Source organism: Bacillus sp. SRB_8, from assembly GCF_003264205.1.
Taxonomy (GTDB): Bacteria; Bacillota; Bacilli; order Bacillales; family Bacillaceae_G; genus Bacillus_A; species Bacillus_A mycoides.
On record NZ_NADT01000018.1, the window covers coordinates 1,010,296 to 1,030,047 of the forward strand.

General features: G+C 38.6%; 19 protein-coding genes. 4 read left to right on the plus strand and 15 right to left on the minus strand.

Annotated features, from left to right (window positions below; all coding sequences use genetic code 11):
• Window positions 1–31: 31 nt before the first annotated feature.
• The 14 genes from B5P40_RS15495 to B5P40_RS15560 all read right to left on the minus strand — a co-directional run bounded on the left by B5P40_RS15495 (window position 32) and on the right by B5P40_RS15560 (window position 15,549).
• Window positions 32–757, minus strand: coding sequence for a GntR family transcriptional regulator (locus B5P40_RS15495; RefSeq protein WP_002015828.1), 726 nt, complete (start codon window positions 755–757; stop codon window positions 32–34).
• Entirely contained in the window at window positions 757–1,773 is a 1,017-nt protein-coding gene (locus B5P40_RS15500) for a sugar kinase (protein WP_002129637.1), read from the minus strand. Before B5P40_RS15500 ends, B5P40_RS15495 begins: the two co-directional genes overlap by 1 nt.
• On the minus strand, window positions 1,766–2,521 hold the full coding sequence (gene dagF / locus B5P40_RS15505; protein ID WP_002167481.1) for a 2-dehydro-3-deoxy-phosphogluconate aldolase: 756 nt from the start codon (window positions 2,519–2,521) through the stop codon (window positions 1,766–1,768). The genes B5P40_RS15500 and dagF overlap by 8 nt, the downstream gene beginning before the upstream one ends.
• Before the next feature lies 1 nt (window position 2,522).
• Window positions 2,523–3,626, minus strand: coding sequence for a DgaE family pyridoxal phosphate-dependent ammonia lyase (locus B5P40_RS15510; RefSeq protein ID WP_113709395.1), 1,104 nt, complete (start codon window positions 3,624–3,626; stop codon window positions 2,523–2,525).
• Window positions 3,604–4,704: an amidohydrolase/deacetylase family metallohydrolase gene (locus B5P40_RS15515; RefSeq protein ID WP_016120965.1), complete on the minus strand. Its 1,101-nt coding sequence runs from the start codon at window positions 4,702–4,704 to the stop codon at window positions 3,604–3,606. The genes B5P40_RS15510 and B5P40_RS15515 overlap by 23 nt, the downstream gene beginning before the upstream one ends.
• Window positions 4,705–4,979: 275 nt before the next feature.
• Window positions 4,980–5,840, minus strand: a complete 861-nt coding sequence (locus B5P40_RS15520; protein ID WP_002129642.1) for a M15 family metallopeptidase — start codon at window positions 5,838–5,840, stop codon at window positions 4,980–4,982.
• A gap of 82 nt (window positions 5,841–5,922) precedes the next feature.
• Window positions 5,923–7,029: a HAMP domain-containing sensor histidine kinase gene (locus tag B5P40_RS15525; protein ID WP_113709396.1), complete on the minus strand. Its 1,107-nt coding sequence runs from the start codon at window positions 7,027–7,029 to the stop codon at window positions 5,923–5,925.
• Window positions 7,022–7,720: a response regulator transcription factor gene (locus tag B5P40_RS15530; protein ID WP_002015820.1), complete on the minus strand. Its 699-nt coding sequence runs from the start codon at window positions 7,718–7,720 to the stop codon at window positions 7,022–7,024. Before B5P40_RS15530 ends, B5P40_RS15525 begins: the two co-directional genes overlap by 8 nt.
• Before the next feature lie 246 nt (window positions 7,721–7,966).
• Window positions 7,967–9,073: an o-succinylbenzoate synthase gene (menC, locus tag B5P40_RS15535; RefSeq protein WP_113709397.1), complete on the minus strand. Its 1,107-nt coding sequence runs from the start codon at window positions 9,071–9,073 to the stop codon at window positions 7,967–7,969.
• Entirely contained in the window at window positions 9,074–10,519 is a 1,446-nt protein-coding gene (locus B5P40_RS15540; protein ID WP_063226033.1) for an o-succinylbenzoate--CoA ligase, read from the minus strand.
• Between the two features lie 188 nt (window positions 10,520–10,707).
• Complete coding sequence (gene menB / locus B5P40_RS15545) at window positions 10,708–11,526, minus strand: 1,4-dihydroxy-2-naphthoyl-CoA synthase (RefSeq protein WP_002089233.1); 819 nt, start codon at window positions 11,524–11,526, stop codon at window positions 10,708–10,710.
• A gap of 68 nt (window positions 11,527–11,594) precedes the next feature.
• Entirely contained in the window at window positions 11,595–12,407 is an 813-nt protein-coding gene (menH, locus tag B5P40_RS15550) for a 2-succinyl-6-hydroxy-2,4-cyclohexadiene-1-carboxylate synthase (RefSeq protein ID WP_113709398.1), read from the minus strand.
• Window positions 12,404–14,158, minus strand: a complete 1,755-nt coding sequence (menD, locus tag B5P40_RS15555) for a 2-succinyl-5-enolpyruvyl-6-hydroxy-3-cyclohexene-1-carboxylic-acid synthase (RefSeq protein WP_113709399.1) — start codon at window positions 14,156–14,158, stop codon at window positions 12,404–12,406. The genes menH and menD overlap by 4 nt, the downstream gene beginning before the upstream one ends.
• Window positions 14,155–15,549, minus strand: coding sequence for an isochorismate synthase (locus tag B5P40_RS15560; RefSeq protein ID WP_113709400.1), 1,395 nt, complete (start codon window positions 15,547–15,549; stop codon window positions 14,155–14,157). The genes menD and B5P40_RS15560 overlap by 4 nt, the downstream gene beginning before the upstream one ends.
• Window positions 15,550–15,742: 193 nt before the next feature.
• Between B5P40_RS15560 and B5P40_RS15565 the strand changes: the two genes are divergently transcribed.
• Both B5P40_RS15565 and B5P40_RS15570 read left to right on the plus strand, forming a co-directional pair.
• Window positions 15,743–16,696, plus strand: coding sequence for a 1,4-dihydroxy-2-naphthoate polyprenyltransferase (locus B5P40_RS15565; protein WP_002015811.1), 954 nt, complete (start codon window positions 15,743–15,745; stop codon window positions 16,694–16,696).
• Window positions 16,697–16,820: 124 nt separating this feature from the next.
• Window positions 16,821–17,552 carry a yteA family sporulation protein gene (locus B5P40_RS15570; protein ID WP_113709401.1) on the plus strand — a complete coding sequence of 244 codons (732 nt, stop codon included), beginning with the start codon at window positions 16,821–16,823 and terminating at the stop codon, window positions 17,550–17,552.
• Between the two features lie 43 nt (window positions 17,553–17,595).
• Here B5P40_RS15570 and cspD read toward each other — a convergent pair whose 3' ends face one another.
• Entirely contained in the window at window positions 17,596–17,796 is a 201-nt protein-coding gene (cspD, locus tag B5P40_RS15575; RefSeq protein ID WP_001193051.1) for a cold-shock protein CspD, read from the minus strand.
• 321 nt (window positions 17,797–18,117) lie between these two features.
• On the opposite strand from cspD, the gene B5P40_RS15580 reads away from it, so the two are divergent.
• The gene (locus tag B5P40_RS15580) at window positions 18,118–18,900 is read left to right on the plus strand and encodes a TIGR00266 family protein (protein WP_002191043.1); all 783 of its coding nucleotides are present in this window, start codon (window positions 18,118–18,120) and stop codon (window positions 18,898–18,900) included.
• 417 nt (window positions 18,901–19,317) lie between these two features.
• Window positions 19,318–19,467, plus strand: a complete 150-nt coding sequence (locus tag B5P40_RS32795) for a hypothetical protein (protein WP_000521653.1) — start codon at window positions 19,318–19,320, stop codon at window positions 19,465–19,467.
• Window positions 19,468–19,752: the final 285 nt, after the last annotated feature.

The following is a 19,752-nucleotide window of genomic DNA, read 5'->3' on the forward strand; positions in this document are numbered from 1 at the left end:
AAAAAAGAGGGAATTGGTCCCTCTTCACTTTTTACACATCATAATTTACAACGTAATGCTGCATTTCCGTATTGTAGTAGCCTTCACTATATTCAATTACTTCTCCAACTTCATCGTAAGAATAGCGCATACGTTTTAATAACGCTGTTCCCTCTTTTTCTCCTAACGCTTCTGCAACGAAATTAGGCGCAAATCCAACAGCGAATTCATCTCTGAAGTTTTCTAAATGTATACCACGGTCCTCGACTAGATCATAAAGCGATTGTAAGTCAAAGTCCGCTAAGTCTGTACTTGCCATTTGTGCTGAGAAATAGTGCGTATAATGAATGTACGGAGTATCATTTAAAGCATATAGGCGCTCAATACGAAAACTCTCTTTACCAAACAAACGAAATGGTACTGTTCCTTCTTCATTATGAACCACTTCTGCCTTTAGCAATTTCTTTTGTACTTTATAGCCTTCTTCCACTAACACTTCTGTAAATTTCTTTCCCTTTGAAAGCTTTGTCGCAGAAGTATTTCGAATGACTTTCGTTCCTTTACCACTTTTCTTTTCTAAATATCCTTCTTGAACGAGTTCTTTAATTGCGTTTCGCACTGTAATTTTACTCACTTTGAACTCTTCTTCTAATTGTGGTTCAGAAGGAATATTTGTATGAATGGCATAAACACCATGTAATATTCGATCACGAATAATATTTTTAATTTGTAAATATAATGGACCTCTTTTTCTCGTTACGTTCACCGTTACACCCACTACCTTTCTACATCACCTACTGATGCCGTCATTGCCCGAAGTATATCTTTCTCTGATGACATTGGCGTATCACCGACGATTGTATGTGCAAGCATTCCAGCTGCTGACGCAAATGAAACAGCTTTCTCTGGTGCAAACTCTTCTATCTCGCCATGAATAATTCCGCTCGTATAAGCATCTCCAGCACCTATTCTATCATATACAGAAAACGTAAGTGTTTTGGCAAAAGTGAACGTCCCATCTTTACATATGAATCCGCGAAGTGAGTGTGTATTATCGCTATTAATAGAACGATGTGTCCCAGCAATTGTAGCGATATTATATATTTCAGCGACTTTTGGAATAAGATCAACAAGCTGTGCTTCTCGCTCCGTCTCTTCCGTTTTCATTCCGAGAACAAACATCGCATCTTTTTCATTCATCATTACAATATCGGCAAGGCCTAGCATTTCTTCATAATGAGGTTTCGCCTGTTCATACCCATCTTCTCCCCAAAGCGATGGACGATAGTTGCAATCGAAAACGACAGTGCCTCCATTTTCTTTAACTGCCTTCGCCAAAGATTTCATATGATGGCGCACAGTATCATTCATCGCAAGGGTAATCCCGCAAAAATGAACGATATCAATTTCTTTTGCGATTTCTTCAAATTGGTACATCTCTTCACATGCCGTATTGAAACTACTTTCTAATCGGTTCGAATATGTAACGCGGCTTGCGCGTGCTCCAAATCCATTTTCTAAAAAGTACATACCAACATATTTACCGCCTCTTGAAACAAACGGTGCCTGAATGCCTAACTTTTGAATATGTGATACCGCAGCATCCCCAACAGAGTTTTCCGGTAAAGTTGAAATAAGAAAACCTTCATGCCCTAGATGAGAAAGTGCTGCTGCAACGTTCACACCTGTACCAGAAAATGAGTAATTTAAGGTGTTTGCTTGCGATAGCAATTCATACCCTGGCACTTGCAGGCGCATCATAACTTCACCGAATGCTGCAATTTTCTTACGCATATTGATCAACTAACTTCTTCACGACCGCTAGTAATTCACGAACATCTTCTGTTTTCGTATTGCCAGTTTCTTTATCAATAATAGAAGAGTACACGTGCGGGATAACTTGCTCTACGTTTGCTTCTAATGCAATACGTACAATTGTTTCAAAGTTTTCTTTATCAATTCCGCCTGTTGGCTCTAATGCAAATCCTTCTTCCGCACATGCTTTCGCAACAGCGCGATATTCTTCTTCATGCGCTAAACCTTTCATTGGGAAGTATTTCAATGAATTCCCGCCCATATCACGTACAAGTGCGATTGCTGTTTTAATTGGAACGATTGCTTTTTCTTCCCCAGCCGCACTAACTGGGCCAGTAGAAATATTTACGTAACCTACTTTTCCTGTTGGTGATACTAAACTATTAATCCAGCTATCTTTGCCGCCAAGATTTGCGCGCGTCGCTCCTACTGAAGGGAACACTTGGTTAATATGACTACCAGGATAATGCTTCGCAATTTCAGCTACAACTGCCGCTTGGCGATTATCTCCTGCTCCTAGTCCGATTGATACAGCGTCATCAATTTCTTTTCCGTATGCTTTCATCGCTGTAACTGCTTCTTCTACTGTTGGATAATCTTTTGATAACACTCCGACTACTACATAACCTTCTGCGGCTTCAAAAATATCTTTCGCATTTTCAATATTGTTCGCTAATACATTTAATGCTACGCGGCCTTTATAAAAACGTTTTTGAATGTTTGTCATTTTAGTTTCCCCCTACAATTTCTCTCATTTTTTCTTCAATTACATGTATGTCATCACCTTGAAGTGGACGTGGATCGATATCAAAGAATCCTTGTCTTACTCCGTAATCACGTGTGTAAATTGCGATTTCCCCTTCGCGTAACGCGGTCACAACATCTTTTGCAGTTTTATTTAATTCGTTCTCGTTAATATGAATACGCGCTCTAAAAATTGCTCTTCCAGCTTCATCTTGAACGATTGTTACATTTACACCGCTTAACTCTTTCAGCGGCATAAGTACTTGTAACAACTCTTTTTCTTGTTCACTCTTATCTTCTTTTACTCCGTACTCATCAAGCGCTTGAAGTAAACCGAAAGTTGTTTCTTTCCCAACTTTCATACTTCTACCGCTGCAATGTAATTGCACTTTTAGCCATTCAATATATTTTCGTTTACCGCCGACAATACCAGAAGTAGGTCCTTCAATCGCCTTTGAACCGCTATAAATGGCTAGGTCTGAATACTTCACGTATTTTTGAATGTCTTCTTCAGCTGCCGCATCAACGATAAGTGGTACATTATTTCGCTGTGCTACTTCCCACGCTTCTTCAACAGAAATCATATTTTTTTGCACTGCATGATGCGATTTCACATAAAGAATAGCTGCTGTATTTTCACCAATCGCATCTTCAATATGCTCTGCTTTCCCTTCATTTGCGTAACCCACTTCAACGAGCTTACCGCCGCCTAAATAAATCATCGTTTCAACAGGAGCACCGTATTGAACGTTATGACCTTTTAACATAATCACTTCGTTTTTCAGGATTACCTCTTGATGAAGTCGTTCACTCTTACGACGATTTCCTTCTGTAACGATACCAGCGATAGAAAGCGCAATTCCGCTTGATGCTGAATTTACAACAACTGCTGCCTCTGAATCTAGAATTCTCGCAATATGGTCTCCCGCTTTATCTACTAAATCAGCAATTTCTACATAATTTTGTCCACCATGTTTCATCGCATCCATAACTGTATCTGTAGGAGCGGATACACCTAAAATACTCATTCTACCGCTCGCATTAATAACTCTTTTTAATCCGTACTTAGCATTCAATGAATGACCCATTGATTACAACCCCTTTCGTATCAATTCTTATTTCAGCAATGCGCTGATCCCCTTCTGAATCAATTAACGTAATCGGTTCATCTTTCACCGTAAATAAAGTTAAGTTTGCAATATCGCCTTCTTGAATACGACCAAGCTCTGGTTTTTTCAGCCACTCTGCCGCATTTTTCGTAACTGCATCAATTACTTCTTCTAGCGGATAACCTAAGTAAAGGAATTTCGAAAGAACGTTAGCCATACTGTAAACTGGACCGTGTATACGATTCTTCCGGTAAATATCTGTACTAATCGTATTAAGGGCAATGCCGTAACGCTTCGCTGCCTCTGCTACTTTAAAAGAAAAACTAGCATTACCATGCCCAACATCTAAATGAACACCGCGTTTCACTGCATCTAATAACACAGATATCGGTTTTCCTTCTTCATCAAATAAATTATTTTCTTTCCCGTTTAAGTAATGTGTAATGACATCATCTTTTTCTAAAAGAGGTACAACTTCCTCTATACGCGGAGGAGCTGAACCGATATGTACCATAATCGGTAATGATGTTTCACGAGATAAAGAACGCGCTACGTGCAGCGGTTCAATTCCGCTATCACAAACGACACTTTTACTCATTCTCGCTTTTAATCCAACGATTACATCTTTATACTTTTCTACTGCATCTATTACTTTCTCTTTATCTATCCATTCCATATTGGATAATTCATCAATTCGTTTCAAACCGATGCGAGAAATATTTAAAAAGGCAAATAAATTCGTTTTTGCCTGTTCTCTACTTTGTACTAAATCTGCGATACGATCAGCTCCGCAGCTTCCCGCATCAACAATTGTCGTTACCCCTTGCTTAACGCCAATTTCATCTACCTCATCGCCATACGGATCAAACTCTGGAAAAGCATGAACGTGCAAATCAATCCATCCACTCGATACGTAAGTACCTGAGTAATCAAGAACCTTTCCACCCTCGCCAGCACCAGCTTTCGTCACCTGTGCGATTTTATTATTTTCAACTACAATGTCAATCTCTTCCCCGTTCACACGCTTCACATTACGTAGCACGAATCGTTCTGTCATTGTATTTCCACCCTTTTCTATAAGAAGCCATAAGAATACGCTTACATTAAAATTTCATTTTATATCTCTTTCACATATTTAGAGTATCACGAAAAAAAAGAAAAGTAAATATAACGTTATAATGTTTAATGGTAAATAAAAAACAATCCACAAAATGTTGATAGTACAGGAAATTATATCAATGATTCGACAAGGAATATCGATTTACCGACAAAAAACGGCAATCTATTTCTTATATGCCAAAAGACTGACCCAAAACGGACCAGCCTTTTTCTCTATTCTTGAACCGTCACAATAACCCCGTCCATATTGTTCCCCGAAATTTCATATTGCTTATTTACTGGAACATTCACGTTCATACGATCTGAAACTTTATAATAAGAAACCGTATATTTCTTACCTTCAACCTCAGTTGAAACTTCTTTTTCCTCTTTTAAAAAGTCCAAATATTCCTCTAACGTAATCTTCTTTTTTTGCATAATTGCGCTATGTGGTAAGCCGACATAACGTATGTGCCACGGCTCATATTGAATGCCCGTAATATCACTTTTATTTTTCGGATAACGTAAAACAAATCCGTGCTTCCATACGTTCTCTTCAATCCATTTTCCTTCAGGAGCTTTCTCCATTTTCTTTTGAGTAGACCCAACGTCGAGTGATAACCCTAAATTATGTTCACTATATCCTGCTGGAAGTGCATAATCAGATCCCATTTCTTTATATAATTTACTTTGTTCTTGAAAATCTCGGTAACCGCTACTCATTAAGAAATGCTGTATTCCATCTTTCCCAGCTGCATCGACAACGTTCAAAAACTTTTTTACAACACCCTTTGATAAGCGAAGATTTCTATCAAATATTACATAGCCCCTTACTAATTCACTATTGTGATTTACATTTATAATATCGGACCTAACACTATCTTTTTTAACCGGGTAATCTTTATTAACTAATAGTAGATCCCCTTTATAAATTTGTTCCTTTGTGACCTCTATCTTTTCAGTGTTCGCGGCTTTTACTTTATTATCTTTTTCTGCAATTTTAACATCGATTTCCTTTTGAAATACTGGTGATATATAAAAGCCTACACATGCTGTACATACTATAAAAAGAGAAATAAATACCCACTTTTTCATTTCTAGTTCCTCCTTAACGTAACTTACGTATAGAATAGAAAAAACTATTAAAATAAAAAGTGGGGTAAAGTTTAAATTTTTATTAAATTGCTTTGCTCTCTTCTTTTGGTAATCTCACTTCAAATATCGTTCTAATTACGTTACTTTCAGCAGAGATTGTCCCATCATGCTGTTCGATAATATTTTTTGCGATAAATAGCCCAAGGCCTGTTCCGCCCTGTTGCTCTGACCTCGCCTTATCACCTGTATAAAACATATCAAATAAATATGGTAAATCCTCTTCTGGAATGCTATCTCCGTAATTAATAATTTGTACAACTACCTCTTCATGATCAATATATCCGTTCACATCAACAAACTTTCCATCGTATCCATAGCGAATCGCATTCGTTAAAAGATTTTCAAATACTCGAGCTAACAATTTCCCGTCACCGTTAATAGGTAAATGCGAATCCATATTCAATCTCGCTTCTAAACCTTTTTTTTCTAATAACGGATATAATTCTTCATCTAACTGTATAAGTAATTCACTTATATCAATTGGTCTTTTTTCAATTTGCAACATGCCATAATTCATTCTCGTTATTTCAAATAATTCATCAATTAAGATTTCAAGCCTTTCGGATTTCGTAAAAGCAATTGTGGAAAAATGTTTAATTTGTTCCTTCGTCAAATTCTCATCTTTAAGAATTAAATCTAAATACCCTAAAACAGATGTTAGCGGCGTTCTTAAATCATGAGCTAAGTTGACAATGAGCTGATCTTTACTACTTTCCGCAAAGTCTCCTCGTTCAACCGCTTCTTTTAATTTTTCACTTGCTACATTAATTTCGCGTGCGATATATCCAAACTCATCATTTGATGAAACACGAACTTGATTTAAAAAATCTCCGTTCGCAAGATGATGAATCCCGTTCGAAATCTCATCAAAATATTTTAAATACGGTCTAGTAAGAAAGAAGAAAAACATAATGGACAGAGGAATAAATACAATTAAAAAGAAATTAATGTCCCCAATTTGTCTTACCATTGAACGAAATTGGGCTAAAGGATCCTCATAACGAACTGCTAATTTATAATAGAGACGTAGCCCCTCATAAATCAAATACGTTACGCCACCAGCTAATATCATACTTAACGCAAATAGCATAATCATCTTCGAGCGAAAGCTTCTCATCGTTTTAGCCATTGAAAGTATAACCTACCCCCCACACTGTTTTTATTAACTTATCCTTTCTTTTATCTTCCCCAAGCTTTTTTCGCAAAGTACGGATATGTACCATAACTGTATTTCCACTTTCGTAATACCCTTCAGCCCATACTTGCTGAAAAATATTTTCCACACTGTACACTTTCTTCGGATGACTTGCTAATACATATAAAATATCAAATTCTTTTGGTGTTAATTCAATTGGCTCTCCGTACACATTTACTGTTCTTCGCTCAGGATCAATAGCGACTCCGCCTATTTCTAAAGCAGATTTATTCTCCGCTACTTTCGGCTGATTTAACGTAAGAAATCTACGCAGTTGTGCATTTACACGTGCAACTAATTCAATCGGTGTGAAAGGCTTTGTCATATAATCATCTGCGCCTAATACAAGACCTGTCACTTTATCAAAATCAGATGTTTTCGCACTTAAGAAAATGATTGGCATGTGGTGCTTGCCGCGAATCTGCCTCGTCACTTCATATCCATCCATTTTCGGCATCATAATATCTAAAACCACTAAGTCAATTGGCTGCGTTTGAATAATATGCATGGCTTCTTCTCCATCAGCTGCTTTAACGACGTGGTAACCCTCTTTTTCTAAATGTATCTCAATTAAATCAGCAATTTCCGCTTCATCATCAGCTATTAAAATTGAAATGCGCTTCATTTTAGTCCCCCTACTTTATTCTGTTTTCATACGCTCGATTTTAAACTAGTCTATCCAATTTGTACAATAAGAAAAGGCTACTCATAAGAGTAACCTTGATAAATGAAATTATATCGGCAATTTTCAAAATATATCAACTGTAATTTAAATTATGTCAGTGATTTTTTTAATATATCGACTTACCGACAATTAACGACAAAATCATCCCGCTATTTGCAGGTAGTCAGTACTAATAAAAGCTCCCATTCATCGCTCAAAAATAATCCGCTGCTTTGTTATTTCTTCCAACCTGCCTCGATCTACTTCATACTCACGTTCAATACTTTGCGGTACCCTTACTTTTCCGCCTTCAAGCATCACTTCCGGTGAAATAATATCCCTCTCCCAATGTCTACTAGAAGCAGATATATCTCCAGGAATCGTAAAGTTTGGCAAAGAGGCGAGTGCAACATTTTGAGCTCGTGAAATCCCCATTTCTACCATGCCACCGCACCAAACTGGTATGTTATGCTCCATACAATAATTATGGATTTGAACGGACTCTGTTAATCCGCCCACTCGCCCTGGTTTAATATTAACGACGCGGCAACTGCCAAGCGTAATCGCAACACGTGCGTCTTCTAAACTATGGATGCTTTCATCTAAACAAATCGGTGTTTCAATTTTCTTTTGCAGTTGTGCATGATCCAGAAAATCGTAATCCGCTAACGGTTGTTCAATCATCATAAGCCTAAATTCATCTAGTCGTTTCAACTTCTCCGTATCCGCTAATGTATAAGCTGAATTTGCATCAGCCATTAACGGGATGTTCGGAAACTCTTTGCGAATTTCTTTCAGTAATTCGTAATCATGTTCTGGCTTTATTTTCACTTTAAAGCGCTCGTATCCTTCTTCCGCGTACTCCTCGATTTGTTTTAGCATAACTGGAATTGTATTGATCCCAATCACAACGCCGACTTCAATTTCAGACCTATTTCCGCCAAGCAATATCGCTAACGACTGCTTTTGACGCTTCGCATATAAATCCCAGACAGCACCTTCAATTCCGGCCTTTGCCATTCGGTTTCTCTTTATATGTTTGAACAAAGACGGTACTTCATTCGGATGAGAAATTTCAGCTTTCAATAAATCTGGTAATAAAAAATCCTGAAGTACATGCAGCGCTGTCTTCACCGTTTCTTCCGTATACCACGGTTCAGAAAATGCAACGACTTCACCAAAACCAATGTATCCATCTGTATCTTCTAATTCAATGACGATACTTTCACGCTTTTCATAAGTCCCGTAACTTGCCGCAAACGGGATAATGAGCGGCATTTCCGTTATATAAAGTGTCGCTTTTTTTATTTCCACCTACATCTCCTCCACTAATTGTCTTAACTCTCGTCTTAACAATTTCTTCGAAGCATTTCGTGGTAATTCCTCTAAGAAACATGCTTTCTTCGGCACTTTATATTTCGCTAATTTCTCTTCGCAAAAACGAAGAATTTCTTCTTCTGTTACCTCTCCACTTTTTACAACAAAAGCAGCTGGTACTTGTCCCCAACTTTCGTCAGCCATACCGACAACACCCGCTTCTGCTACCGCCGGATGAGAGAGCAATACTTCTTCAATTTGAGCTGGATATATGTTTTCTCCGCCAGAAATAATTAAATCACTGCGTCGATCTAATACGTATAAAAATCCTTCCTCATCTAAATAACCGAGGTCACCAGTATGAAGCCATCCATTTCTGATCGCCTCATGCGTCGCATCTTCACGGTTAAAGTAGCCACCTGTTACGTTCGGTCCTTTTACTACAATTTCTCCTTCAGCACGGGGCGGCACAACTACGCCGTCTTTTTCAATACGAAGCTGACACTGAAATAGTGGTTTTCCGGCTGATCCTACTTTCGTTAACATGTAATCTGCTGTTAACGTACAAATTTGCGATGATGTTTCTGTCATACCGTACGTTTGATACACAGGAATTCCTTTTTCCACACATGTTTCTAATAACGGCTTCGGTGCTGGTCCTCCCCCAAGTAACATGCATCGTAAAGAAGATGGATATGTACCTTCGCCAAGTCGTTCTAATAAATCTGTTAGCATTTTAGAAACGACAGAAATAATCGTAACGCCTCTCGTTTGAAGTGCTTTATGAATAAAATTAGCATCATATTTTGGAACGAGTAAAATGCGCATACCGTACATAATATTTTTCATTAAAAGAGATAACCCGCCAACGTGGAACATTGGCATACAAGCTAACCAACAATCATCATCACGAAGCCCTAAATTAAGCGAAGAACCAACTGCACTTGCCCAGTGGTTACCGTACGTTAAAACAACGCCTTTCGGTTTCCCTGTCGTCCCTGACGTATAAATAATTGTCATCGCTTCTTCTAAAGAGAATTCTTCTTGTATAAATGCTTCCGCCTTCGGTCCTTGCATCACTTCAGCAAATGAACATACTGGAACATTTTCCGTCTCAAACTCTTGATCCGTCACTAAACAAACAACTTCCGCATCATCCATTTGCCAAAGTAGCTCTTCTCTTGAAAGACGCGTATTTAAAAGCACAGCTACTGCACCTATGTAAGATAGGGCGTGAATAACTGTAATCATCTCCATACCATTTTTCATCAGAACAGCCACCTTTTGCGCCCGCTTCACTCCTACATGCGTGAGGTGTTCACAAACAGATACTACTTTTTCATGCAGCTGCACGAAAGTAACCTTCTCCTCTTCAATTTCAATTGCAGTGCGATCAGGTGTTAAAAATGCACGTTGCATTAACCAATTCGGCATCGTCTCCATCACTCATTCTCCTTTCATGAAAGAAAGAGACCTGATATGACATCAAGTCTCTTAGTTGTTTTGTTTCCGGTGTGATCTTTTGGTTGCGTCTCACATTGTGTGCGAGCTGCTTCCTACGAGGCAAAAAGCGCCTCTTTGTCAGAAGCTCCATCCCCCTCACATTCTAAGCGAGCCGCTTCCGCTTTTGATCACGGGAAACGAGGGAATTGACCGAAGTCCGGAGTGCGTTTTTCTTTGAACGCGTCGCGGCCTTCTTTTGCTTCGTCAGTTGTGTAGTACAATAACGTTGCGTCTCCAGCTAGTTGTTGAATACCAGCTAAACCGTCTGTGTCTGCGTTGAATGCAGCTTTTAGGAAACGAAGTGCCATTGGGCTGTTTGCTAAAATTTCTTGTGACCATTGTACTGTTTCTGCTTCAAGTTCTTCTAATGGTACTACTGTGTTTACTAAGCCCATATCAAGTGCTTCTTGTGCACTATATTGACGGCATAGGTACCAAATTTCACGAGCTTTCTTATGGCCTACCATACGAGCTAAATAACCAGCTCCGTATCCACCGTCAAAGCTTCCTACTTTAGGACCTGTTTGTCCGAATACAGCGTTGTCTGCAGCGATTGTTAAGTCACATACGATATGAAGTACGTGTCCACCACCGATTGCATAACCTGCTACCATTGCGATAACCGGTTTAGGGATTGCGCGAATTAGACGTTGTAAGTCTAATACGTTTAAACGTGGGATTTGGTCGTCACCTACATAGCCACCATGACCGCGAACTTTTTGGTCGCCGCCAGAACAGAATGCACGTCCACCTTCACCTGTTAAAATGATAACGCCAACATTTGCATCATCACGAGCGTGTGCAAAAGCATTGATTAACTCCATTACCGTTTTAGGACGGAATGCATTATGTACTTCAGGGCGGTTAATCGAAATCTTTGCGATGCCATTGTATGTTGAATAAATAATATCTTCGTAATTGCCTTCTTTTACCCATTCAATAGTCATTACTATTACCTCCTTTTATATTTCTGATCTCCGCTATAAGTGCAACTTCCTTCTTGCTGAAAAAAGTATCACTGCATAGTTTTTAGAAATCCCTTTACTATTGTATCAAACTTTTCCGGTTGTTCCACATGAATTGCATGGCCAGCCCCATCAATTTTGACAAATTTCGCATGAGGGATGCATTTTTCGATGTTTTTTAATAGGCGAAAGAACTTTTCATCGCTTTCTCCATTCATTAAAAGGACAGGCATTTTTAGGTTTTGCAATTCGTTCCACCATGAAGGCTGAGCCCCTGTTCCCATGCCGCGAAGACTATTTGCAAGTCCTTTTGGATTATTAGCAAGTCGTTCTTTTCGCACCGCTTCTTTTACGTTTTTCACTAAACGTTTTTGCGTTTCAAATAGCGGAATATTTTCCCACATCGATACAAAACTTCGGATGCCTTCTTGCTCAATTTTATCGGCAAGTCGTTCATCTTTTTCCTTGCGTTCTTTTCGCTCCTTTGCACTATCAAGTCCAGCTGTACAGTTTTCTAAAAGAAGCGAACGCACATATTCTGGATATAAGCATGCCATCGTAATCGCAAGTCTACCACCCATTGAATAGCCAAGTATGTGCGCATTTTCAATATGAAGATGATCCAGTAGTTCTTTCATTTGCAGTGCCACATTTTGAATATCATAATGCGTCACATCTTCAGGACTTTCCGTTTTCCCGTGTCCAACAATGTCTACTAGAATGACTTGAAACTGCTCGCTCCAAGAAGGAATAAAGGAACCCCACGTTTCCATGCTTCCCGTAAAACCATGAAGAAGTAGAAGTGGTTCCCCGCTTCCGGCTACTTCATATTCATACGATACACCTTGCAATGTTACTTTCATTTTGATTCACCTTGCAAAGATGTAGTAATAACGTCCATTGTTTTTGCCCATAGTTCACGATGTAATTTCAAGTTTTCTTCGCGATTCGTACAAATTTCCACAACGTGTAATCCATTCGTTTTCGTTCCAGTTTGTACTTCTTCTCGGAAGTTTTCCCAACCATTTACACGGCTAAATGAACCACCATACATTTTGACAACATGTTCATAATCAAGCCCAATTGGTGTTCCAAATAATGATTCGAAATGTTCCTTTTTCTCGTATTGTGGTAAGAATGAGAAAATACCTCCACCATCATTATTTACAACAACAATCGTTATATTTAACTCATGTAGTTTCGCGGCTAATAGTCCGTTTAAATCGTGATAAAATGATAAATCACCGATTACTAATACGAGCGGATCACAAATAATACTCGCTCCTAAAGCTGTTGAAATGATTCCATCAATACCATTTACACCGCGGTTCGCCATTACTTGAATGTTTTTATTCGATGTGAAGAAAAATGAATCGGTATCGCGAATTGGCATACTATTACTCGCAAATAACGTTGCCCCTTCTGGTAATACACGTACAATATCCGTAATTACTTTTCCTTCAAACGCCGTTTCATATGTTTCCATCTCACGAAGCGTTTCTCTCGTTTTCTCGTTTATATGTTTCCACATTCCGAACCAATCATTCTTTTTCATAACTGGCATTTTATCTAGTAATGCTCTGCAAAATTCACTGTCACTAGCTTGTACAACTTCTGTCGCAACTAGAGCTGGATCTCTCCATTGTCCAGATTCATCGACAACGATATGAACAGCTTTCGTTTGTTTTTTGATGAACTGCGTTAATGCTTTAGAGACAGGCATTCCTCCGAAACGAATTAAAACATTCGGCTTCCACGTTTCTTTTAACAATTCATTTCGTAAAAATGTATCGTAACAATCTATAACCATCGTTTTATCATGATTACCACTACGGAGGTTAGAAAGTGGATCTGCTAAAATTGGATACCCTGTTTTCTCAGCTACCTTCATAACAACTTCTGTTATTTCTGGATGACTGCCGTCTCCACAAATAATAAGCCCCTTTTCCATATGTGAAAGGCGCCCTACAAGAGAATCTACATATTCACTCGGCATCGTCACGTTCCCTTGCTGAACTACTCCTGTATATTCACCACGCCCTTTATCCCATAAACTTTCTAATGAGAAATCCGGTATAAGCGGCTCGCGAACTGGAAAATTAAGATGAACAGGTCCTTGCGGCGCTAGAAGTGCGCTTGCTATCGTACGCTGCGTTGTCATTCGAGCGTAATGATACATTGCTTCACTCGCTTCAGGAAGTGCCATCTCTGTAAATTGCTTCACAAAAGTACCGTATAAATTAAATTGATTCATCGCCTGTGGTGCACCCACATCTCTTAATTCATGCGGTCTATCCGCTGTTAATACGATAAGCGGCACTCGTGAATGAAACGCTTCACATACAGCTGGATAATAGTTCGCTGCTGCCGTCCCTGACGTACATAATAGCGCAACAGGACGTTTTTTTGCTTTCGCAATACCGAGCGCAAAAAATCCTGCTGATCTTTCGTCTACATGTAAATATGTTTTCATTCCTTCATGTTGTTCCATTAGTAAGGCAATCGGCGTTGACCGTGAGCCAGGACTAATGACAACATCACATACATTTAGACGCGTCAGTTCGTCCACGAACGCGCCTAAATAATATGATAATGCTTCTATATGATTGTTCATTTCATTAATTCCTCCAAAGCACCAAGCATCGGTCTAAACTTCAAACTTGTTTCTTCATATTCAAGCTGCGCTACTGAATCAATTACGATACCACAGCCGGCAAACAAGGATGCCTTCTCGCCATTTAATAATCCGCAGCGAAGTGCAACCGCAAATTCACCATTTCCTTCATCATCTATAAAGCCAATTGGTGCACCATATAATCCTCTATCTAAAAGCTCTACATCACGAATTAATTTCAACGCCTCATGACGAGGTGTACCACCAAGAGCTGGTGTTGGATGTAATTCTTCTACCATCGTTAAAAGACTTGCATCACCTTTTGCTTCTACTGGCGTATATAAATGGATTAAATTTTTCGTCGTTAATAAGCCTGGGCTCTCCGGAATATTAACAGATTCGCAATGCTCACTTAGCACACCTCGAATCATGTTAACTACATAACCGTGTTCAGCCAAATTCTTTTCATCATGAAGAAGCGTCTCACCATTTTGTTTACTTTCTTCTATAGAATTGCCATGACCAATTGAACCAGCAAGGCACATCGATGTGAACTTCTCGCCTTCTTTTCGAATCAATCGCTCAGGTGTCGCCCCTAAGAAGCATGCTCCTTTATAATCAAAAGAAAATACGTAACAATCCGGTTGCCCAATGCGAAGCGCTTCTAAAACAAGAACGGAATCAATATGCTGATCCATCGTTAATTTTAGCTCCCTTGCTAATACAACCTTCTGCACGTTCCCTTGCTTCATTTCATCTTGCACTTTTCCAATCGCGTTCATCCAGCCACTCGGATCAACTTCTACTTTAGAAGTAACTGTTAATTTTGATCCTACTAGTGCACATTTACTCTCTTGTAAAATTCTCTCTTCTACAGAAATAATTTCGTTATAAAGAGTTTCTGCACAATCTTCAGCTGAAACGAACTGATTAATCGTTAACCACGCCTTTTCATTTTTTACAGTTAATAAAAATGCTGGTAGTGAAAATGTGGTATCATCAAATTCTTTCCAAAGATTCGTTTTTTCTTTTTCTTGGTCAAATGAAAATCCACCAAATAAAAGAGGACCTGTTCCAAATTCGTATCCTTCTCTTTGTACGAATGCTTTCTCTTTTACTTGATCCCACTCGTCACGAGCAGTTTGAAAGCGTTTGTGAGAAGAATTTGCTATAGTGAAAACAGAGCCAATTCCAGCAAATATTACATGCTGAGCTGGGTCTGCAAAATAACATCTATTTTCGAATGCGATCCTTTTTCCTGCTGCATAAAACAGAAGTGGATCCACCCAATCTATTTGTTTTACAAAACTAACTAATGTTTTTTCATCAGTCGTACGCTTAATAGCTGTAACAAGAACTTCTTGTAAGCCTTTTCGTTTCGTTTGAATCACAATTGTCTCCCCCCTATGGGCGAAAAATAGTCATAATTACGCTTGATTTTAAGATACACCTCAAAGGAAAGGCCTGTCAACGTTTAGCATTTCTGAGAAATTCACCTTCTCTTCCTAGAAAATAAACGTTGACACTAAATGATGCTTTTTCTACACTTAATTGTGTACAATATGTGACCAAGGAGGATTCAACATGGAAATGAACGTCGAAACGAATTCCTCTCCTACGGCGCCAAAGCCAAGTAAACAAACAGGCTGGCGAATTTGGTGGAGTTTATTACGTCCCCATACATTAACAGCAGCTTTCGTTCCTGTTTTCATCGGAACAGCTTTTGCAATGCAGGTCGGAGGTATAAATCAAATACATCTTCCTCTTTTCTTTATGATGCTTCTTGCTTGCCTTCTCATTCAAGCAGCAACGAACATGTTTAATGAATACTTTGATTATAAAAGAGGACTCGATCATGAAGGTTCAGTTGGAATCGGAGGTGCTATCGTCCGCGATGGCATTAAACCAAAAACCGTGCTTAACTTAGCATTCGGATTTTTAGGCATCGCAACGCTATTAGGTGTTTATATTTGTATGAACTCTAGCTGGTGGCTTGCTGCAATCGGTCTTGTTTGTATGGCCGTTGCTTACCTTTACACTGGTGGCCCCATTCCAATTGCGTACACACCATTTGGAGAGCTAACAGCAGGATTATTTATGGGTGTCATTATTATTGGTATTTCATTCTTTATCCAAACAGGGGCAGTAACATCAGAAGTGATTTTATTATCTATTCCAAGCTCCATTTTAATTGGTGCAATTTTACTATCTAACAATATTCGTGATTTAGATGGTGATAAAGAAAATGGTCGTAAAACGTTAGCAATTCTCGTCGGACGCGAAAGAGCCGTTGGTGTACTTGCTTCTATGTTTATCGTTGCCTACATTTGGACAATCGCTTTAATCATCGTTAACATCGTATCACCATGGATGCTTATCGTATTCTTAAGTGTACCGAAAGCATTTAAAGCGACGAAAGGCTTTATCGGCAAAAGCATTCCAATGGAAATGGTACCTGCGATGATTTCAACAGCAAAAACAAATACAATTTTCGGTCTCCTAATGGGAATCGGATTATTGCTTGGATACTTCCTATAGAAAGGAGCTGCTTATGCGGCTCCTTTTTTCATATACCGACTTCCCGACTGAAATTCATCTCATAATTCCTACTCTCAACGCCCATACTATGTAAAGAAACTGAATTGTAGGAAGGTGGACGACTATGTTAACTCCACAACAAATAAATCAATTTAAATCTATTCTAGAAAAACAACAGCAAGAAGTTGAACAAACGATACAAACTCATGAAGATGAAAACCGTGCATCTGAACGTGATTCAGTAGGAGAATTGTCTAGCTATGACAACCATCCAGGTGATATGGCTACAGAATTGTACGAACGTGAGAAAGATTTCGGACTCATCGAATTTTGGCATAAACAGTTAGAAGATACGAAACATGCTCTGCAAAAAATTGAAGTTGGTACGTACGGAATTTGCGAAGTGTCTGGTGAGGAAATTCCATTTGAAAGATTAGAAGCAATGCCAACTGCTACAACGTGTATTCAGCACACTACAAATAAATTAGATATGCAGACGCGCCCAGTTGAAGAAGAGGTGCTAGATCCTTCGTTTCATAAGCACGACGAAGATCATTCTGTAGAGTACGATGCTGAAGATGCTTGGCAAGACGTCGCAAATTACGGAACATCAGAAACACCATCCGATTTAGAAAGACAGGATTCAAAAAACTATAATGGCATGTACGTAAATAGTGAAGAAAATGTTGGGTATGTAGAGGATTTCGAAAACTTTATTGGAACAGATATGTATGGAAAAAACCCACAAGTTTTCGCAACAGAAGAACATGAAGAATATGAACAATTGCTTGATGACTTTGAAGAACGCACCTTTAAAGGTGAATTATCTTCAGATGAGTCTGGTTCTAAAGCATAAAAAAAGCATTCCGAAATTCGGAATGCTTTTTTTCGCTAGCTAATTAGTTTTTTGTAACGTTAGCTGCTTGTGGTCCGCGGTTTCCATCAACGATTTCGAAAGAAACTTCTTGACCTTCTTCTAAAGTTTTGAAGCCGTCGCCTTGAATAGCTGAGAAATGTACGAATACGTCTTCTCCGCCTTCAACTTCGATGAAGCCAAAACCTTTTTCGCCGTTAAACCATTTAACTTTACCTGTTTGCATGTCATGTACCTCCTAAATAAAAATGAAACTATGAATCCACATGAAAAGGTGGATATAAAGGACATGAATGTATAACAAGCTTACAGCCTTTAATACAACGTGCTTTATTTCCGTACCACATTATGTAGCTCAATAGTGTTTTCACTATATCATGCTATATCAAAAACGTCAAATGAGACCACTTTCGTCCCATCGTTTTTTATAATTCTAGTATAACCTTAAATTTTCATTCTATTTTTATTCAAAAATTAATAAAACTACAGTATTCTAATTCCTTTGATTTCTGTACAATATAATTACTACATATGATGAGGTGAAAAAATGCAAGCACATGAAATCGAGTATAAATTATATGGCGATGATATGCAGTTTGTTGAAATTGAATTGGATCCAGAAGAAAGCGTTGTCGCAGAGGCTGGCGCAATGATGATGATGGAAGATCATATCGAAATGGAAACGATTTTCGGTGATGGTTCTGGACCATCTAGTGGTCTATTCGGTAAATTAATGGGCGCAGGTAAACGTCTCGTTACAGGTGAAAGTATGTTTATGACTGTATTTACAAATACAGGTCATGGCAAACGACACGTATCATTCGCCGCTCCTTATCCTGGAAAAATTATTCCTGTTGATTTAACAGAATATCAAGGAAAAGTAGTCTGCCAAAAAGATGCATTTCTTTGTGCCGCAAAAGGTGTTTCTATCGGAATTGAGTTTACTAAAAAAATAGGAACTGGTTTCTTCGGTGGTGAAGGTTTCATCATGCAGAAACTTGAAGGTGATGGTCTAGCTTTCATGCATGCAGGCGGAACTGTATATAAGCGTGAATTGAAACCTGGCGAGAAACTTCGCATTGATACAGGTTGTCTCGTTGCAATGACGAAAGATGTTAACTACGATGTTCAATTCGTTGGAAAAGTAAAAACAGCTCTATTTGGCGGCGAAGGTTTATTCTTCGCAACGCTAGAAGGTCCTGGAACGGTTTGGATTCAGTCCTTAACACTTAGCCGCTTAGCAGCACGCCTTACAAGCCCAGCAGCTCAAAACAGCGGTGAAGGCAGCGTTTTAGGCGGACTTGGTCGCCTTTTAGATGGGAAAGAATAAATAGTGTCCTTCTGGGGCCTTAGCCATCAACTTAAGAGAATGAATAAAATTAAAACACCCTTTCATAGTACTGCATGAAAGGGTGTTTTAATTTACGTCTACAAACAACAACACGTTGGTTGAGGAGTTACGCATACTAGGTGAAGAATTCCGAAATGAATTTTCCAAATCATCAGTCCATGAGGTTAGATAATATGTCCAGACATAATGCTGTCCTCGTTTTTTCTCCATTTTGGTTCACCCCGCATTATTTAGATAAAATCTGCCTTAAGCTAACGGGCAGGTTAGTTTAATAAGGTAATATTTGGATTAAGATAGATATAAGTAAAAAATTAATAAGGTTTACTTCAGTAAAATAAGGTATATTATATTGGTTGAATAGATTCTCTTTAAAGACAAGAAAAGTAGGTGAACAAAGTGGGAAAATATCAATTGGATTACAAAAGTCAGGTAGCTGTGGCAAAGTTTCATGAAAAACAGACGCCTGCCAAATTTGATAAAAAGCAGCAACTTGAAAAATTGCGTGCGGAGTATTTGAAAAAAAAGCAAAAACAAACAGATAAATAATATGTTATATTTTCCCTGATTTTCTGTATATGGTGCAAACAAACACAAGAAAATAGGTAAGTTATTCATCGTTCAAATATATACAGGCTATTTTTCAAACCTCTTACTTAATGAACTAACGCATGCGTTAGTTCATTAAGTATAAATAAAAAAGTCGATTCCTTGGTCTTATCCCTGTCAAGTAGACAGTATTAAAAAGACTAAGCAGCCATCGAGACTCGATATTCTATCGGAGCTCGATGGTTGAGTCGTTTTTGGAACCGTTTATAGTTATAAAAGTAAATA

What these genes read in the sequence shown, in the direction of transcription:
- menH (WP_113709398.1), bottom strand. Translation starts at nt 12,407, where the DNA reads ATGAAAGTAACATTGCAAGGTGTATCGTATGAATATGAAGTAGCCGGA.
- B5P40_RS15565 (WP_002015811.1), top strand. Translation starts at nt 15,743, where the DNA reads ATGGAAATGAACGTCGAAACGAATTCCTCTCCTACGGCGCCAAAGCCA.
- B5P40_RS15540 (WP_063226033.1), bottom strand. Translation starts at nt 10,519, where the DNA reads ATGGAGACGATGCCGAATTGGTTAATGCAACGTGCATTTTTAACACCT.
- menB (WP_002089233.1), bottom strand. Translation starts at nt 11,526, where the DNA reads ATGACTATTGAATGGGTAAAAGAAGGCAATTACGAAGATATTATTTAT.
- menD (WP_113709399.1), bottom strand. Translation starts at nt 14,158, where the DNA reads ATGAACAATCATATAGAAGCATTATCATATTATTTAGGCGCGTTCGTG.
- B5P40_RS15515 (WP_016120965.1), bottom strand. Translation starts at nt 4,704, where the DNA reads ATGACAGAACGATTCGTGCTACGTAATGTGAAGCGTGTGAACGGGGAA.
- B5P40_RS15525 (WP_113709396.1), bottom strand. Translation starts at nt 7,029, where the DNA reads ATGGCTAAAACGATGAGAAGCTTTCGCTCGAAGATGATTATGCTATTT.
- B5P40_RS15510 (WP_113709395.1), bottom strand. Translation starts at nt 3,626, where the DNA reads ATGGGTCATTCATTGAATGCTAAGTACGGATTAAAAAGAGTTATTAAT.
- B5P40_RS15570 (WP_113709401.1), top strand. Translation starts at nt 16,821, where the DNA reads ATGTTAACTCCACAACAAATAAATCAATTTAAATCTATTCTAGAAAAA.
- dagF (WP_002167481.1), bottom strand. Translation starts at nt 2,521, where the DNA reads ATGACAAACATTCAAAAACGTTTTTATAAAGGCCGCGTAGCATTAAAT.
- B5P40_RS15580 (WP_002191043.1), top strand. Translation starts at nt 18,118, where the DNA reads ATGCAAGCACATGAAATCGAGTATAAATTATATGGCGATGATATGCAG.
- B5P40_RS15520 (WP_002129642.1), bottom strand. Translation starts at nt 5,840, where the DNA reads ATGAAAAAGTGGGTATTTATTTCTCTTTTTATAGTATGTACAGCATGT.
- cspD (WP_001193051.1), bottom strand. Translation starts at nt 17,796, where the DNA reads ATGCAAACAGGTAAAGTTAAATGGTTTAACGGCGAAAAAGGTTTTGGC.
- B5P40_RS15500 (WP_002129637.1), bottom strand. Translation starts at nt 1,773, where the DNA reads ATGCGTAAGAAAATTGCAGCATTCGGTGAAGTTATGATGCGCCTGCAA.
- B5P40_RS15530 (WP_002015820.1), bottom strand. Translation starts at nt 7,720, where the DNA reads ATGAAGCGCATTTCAATTTTAATAGCTGATGATGAAGCGGAAATTGCT.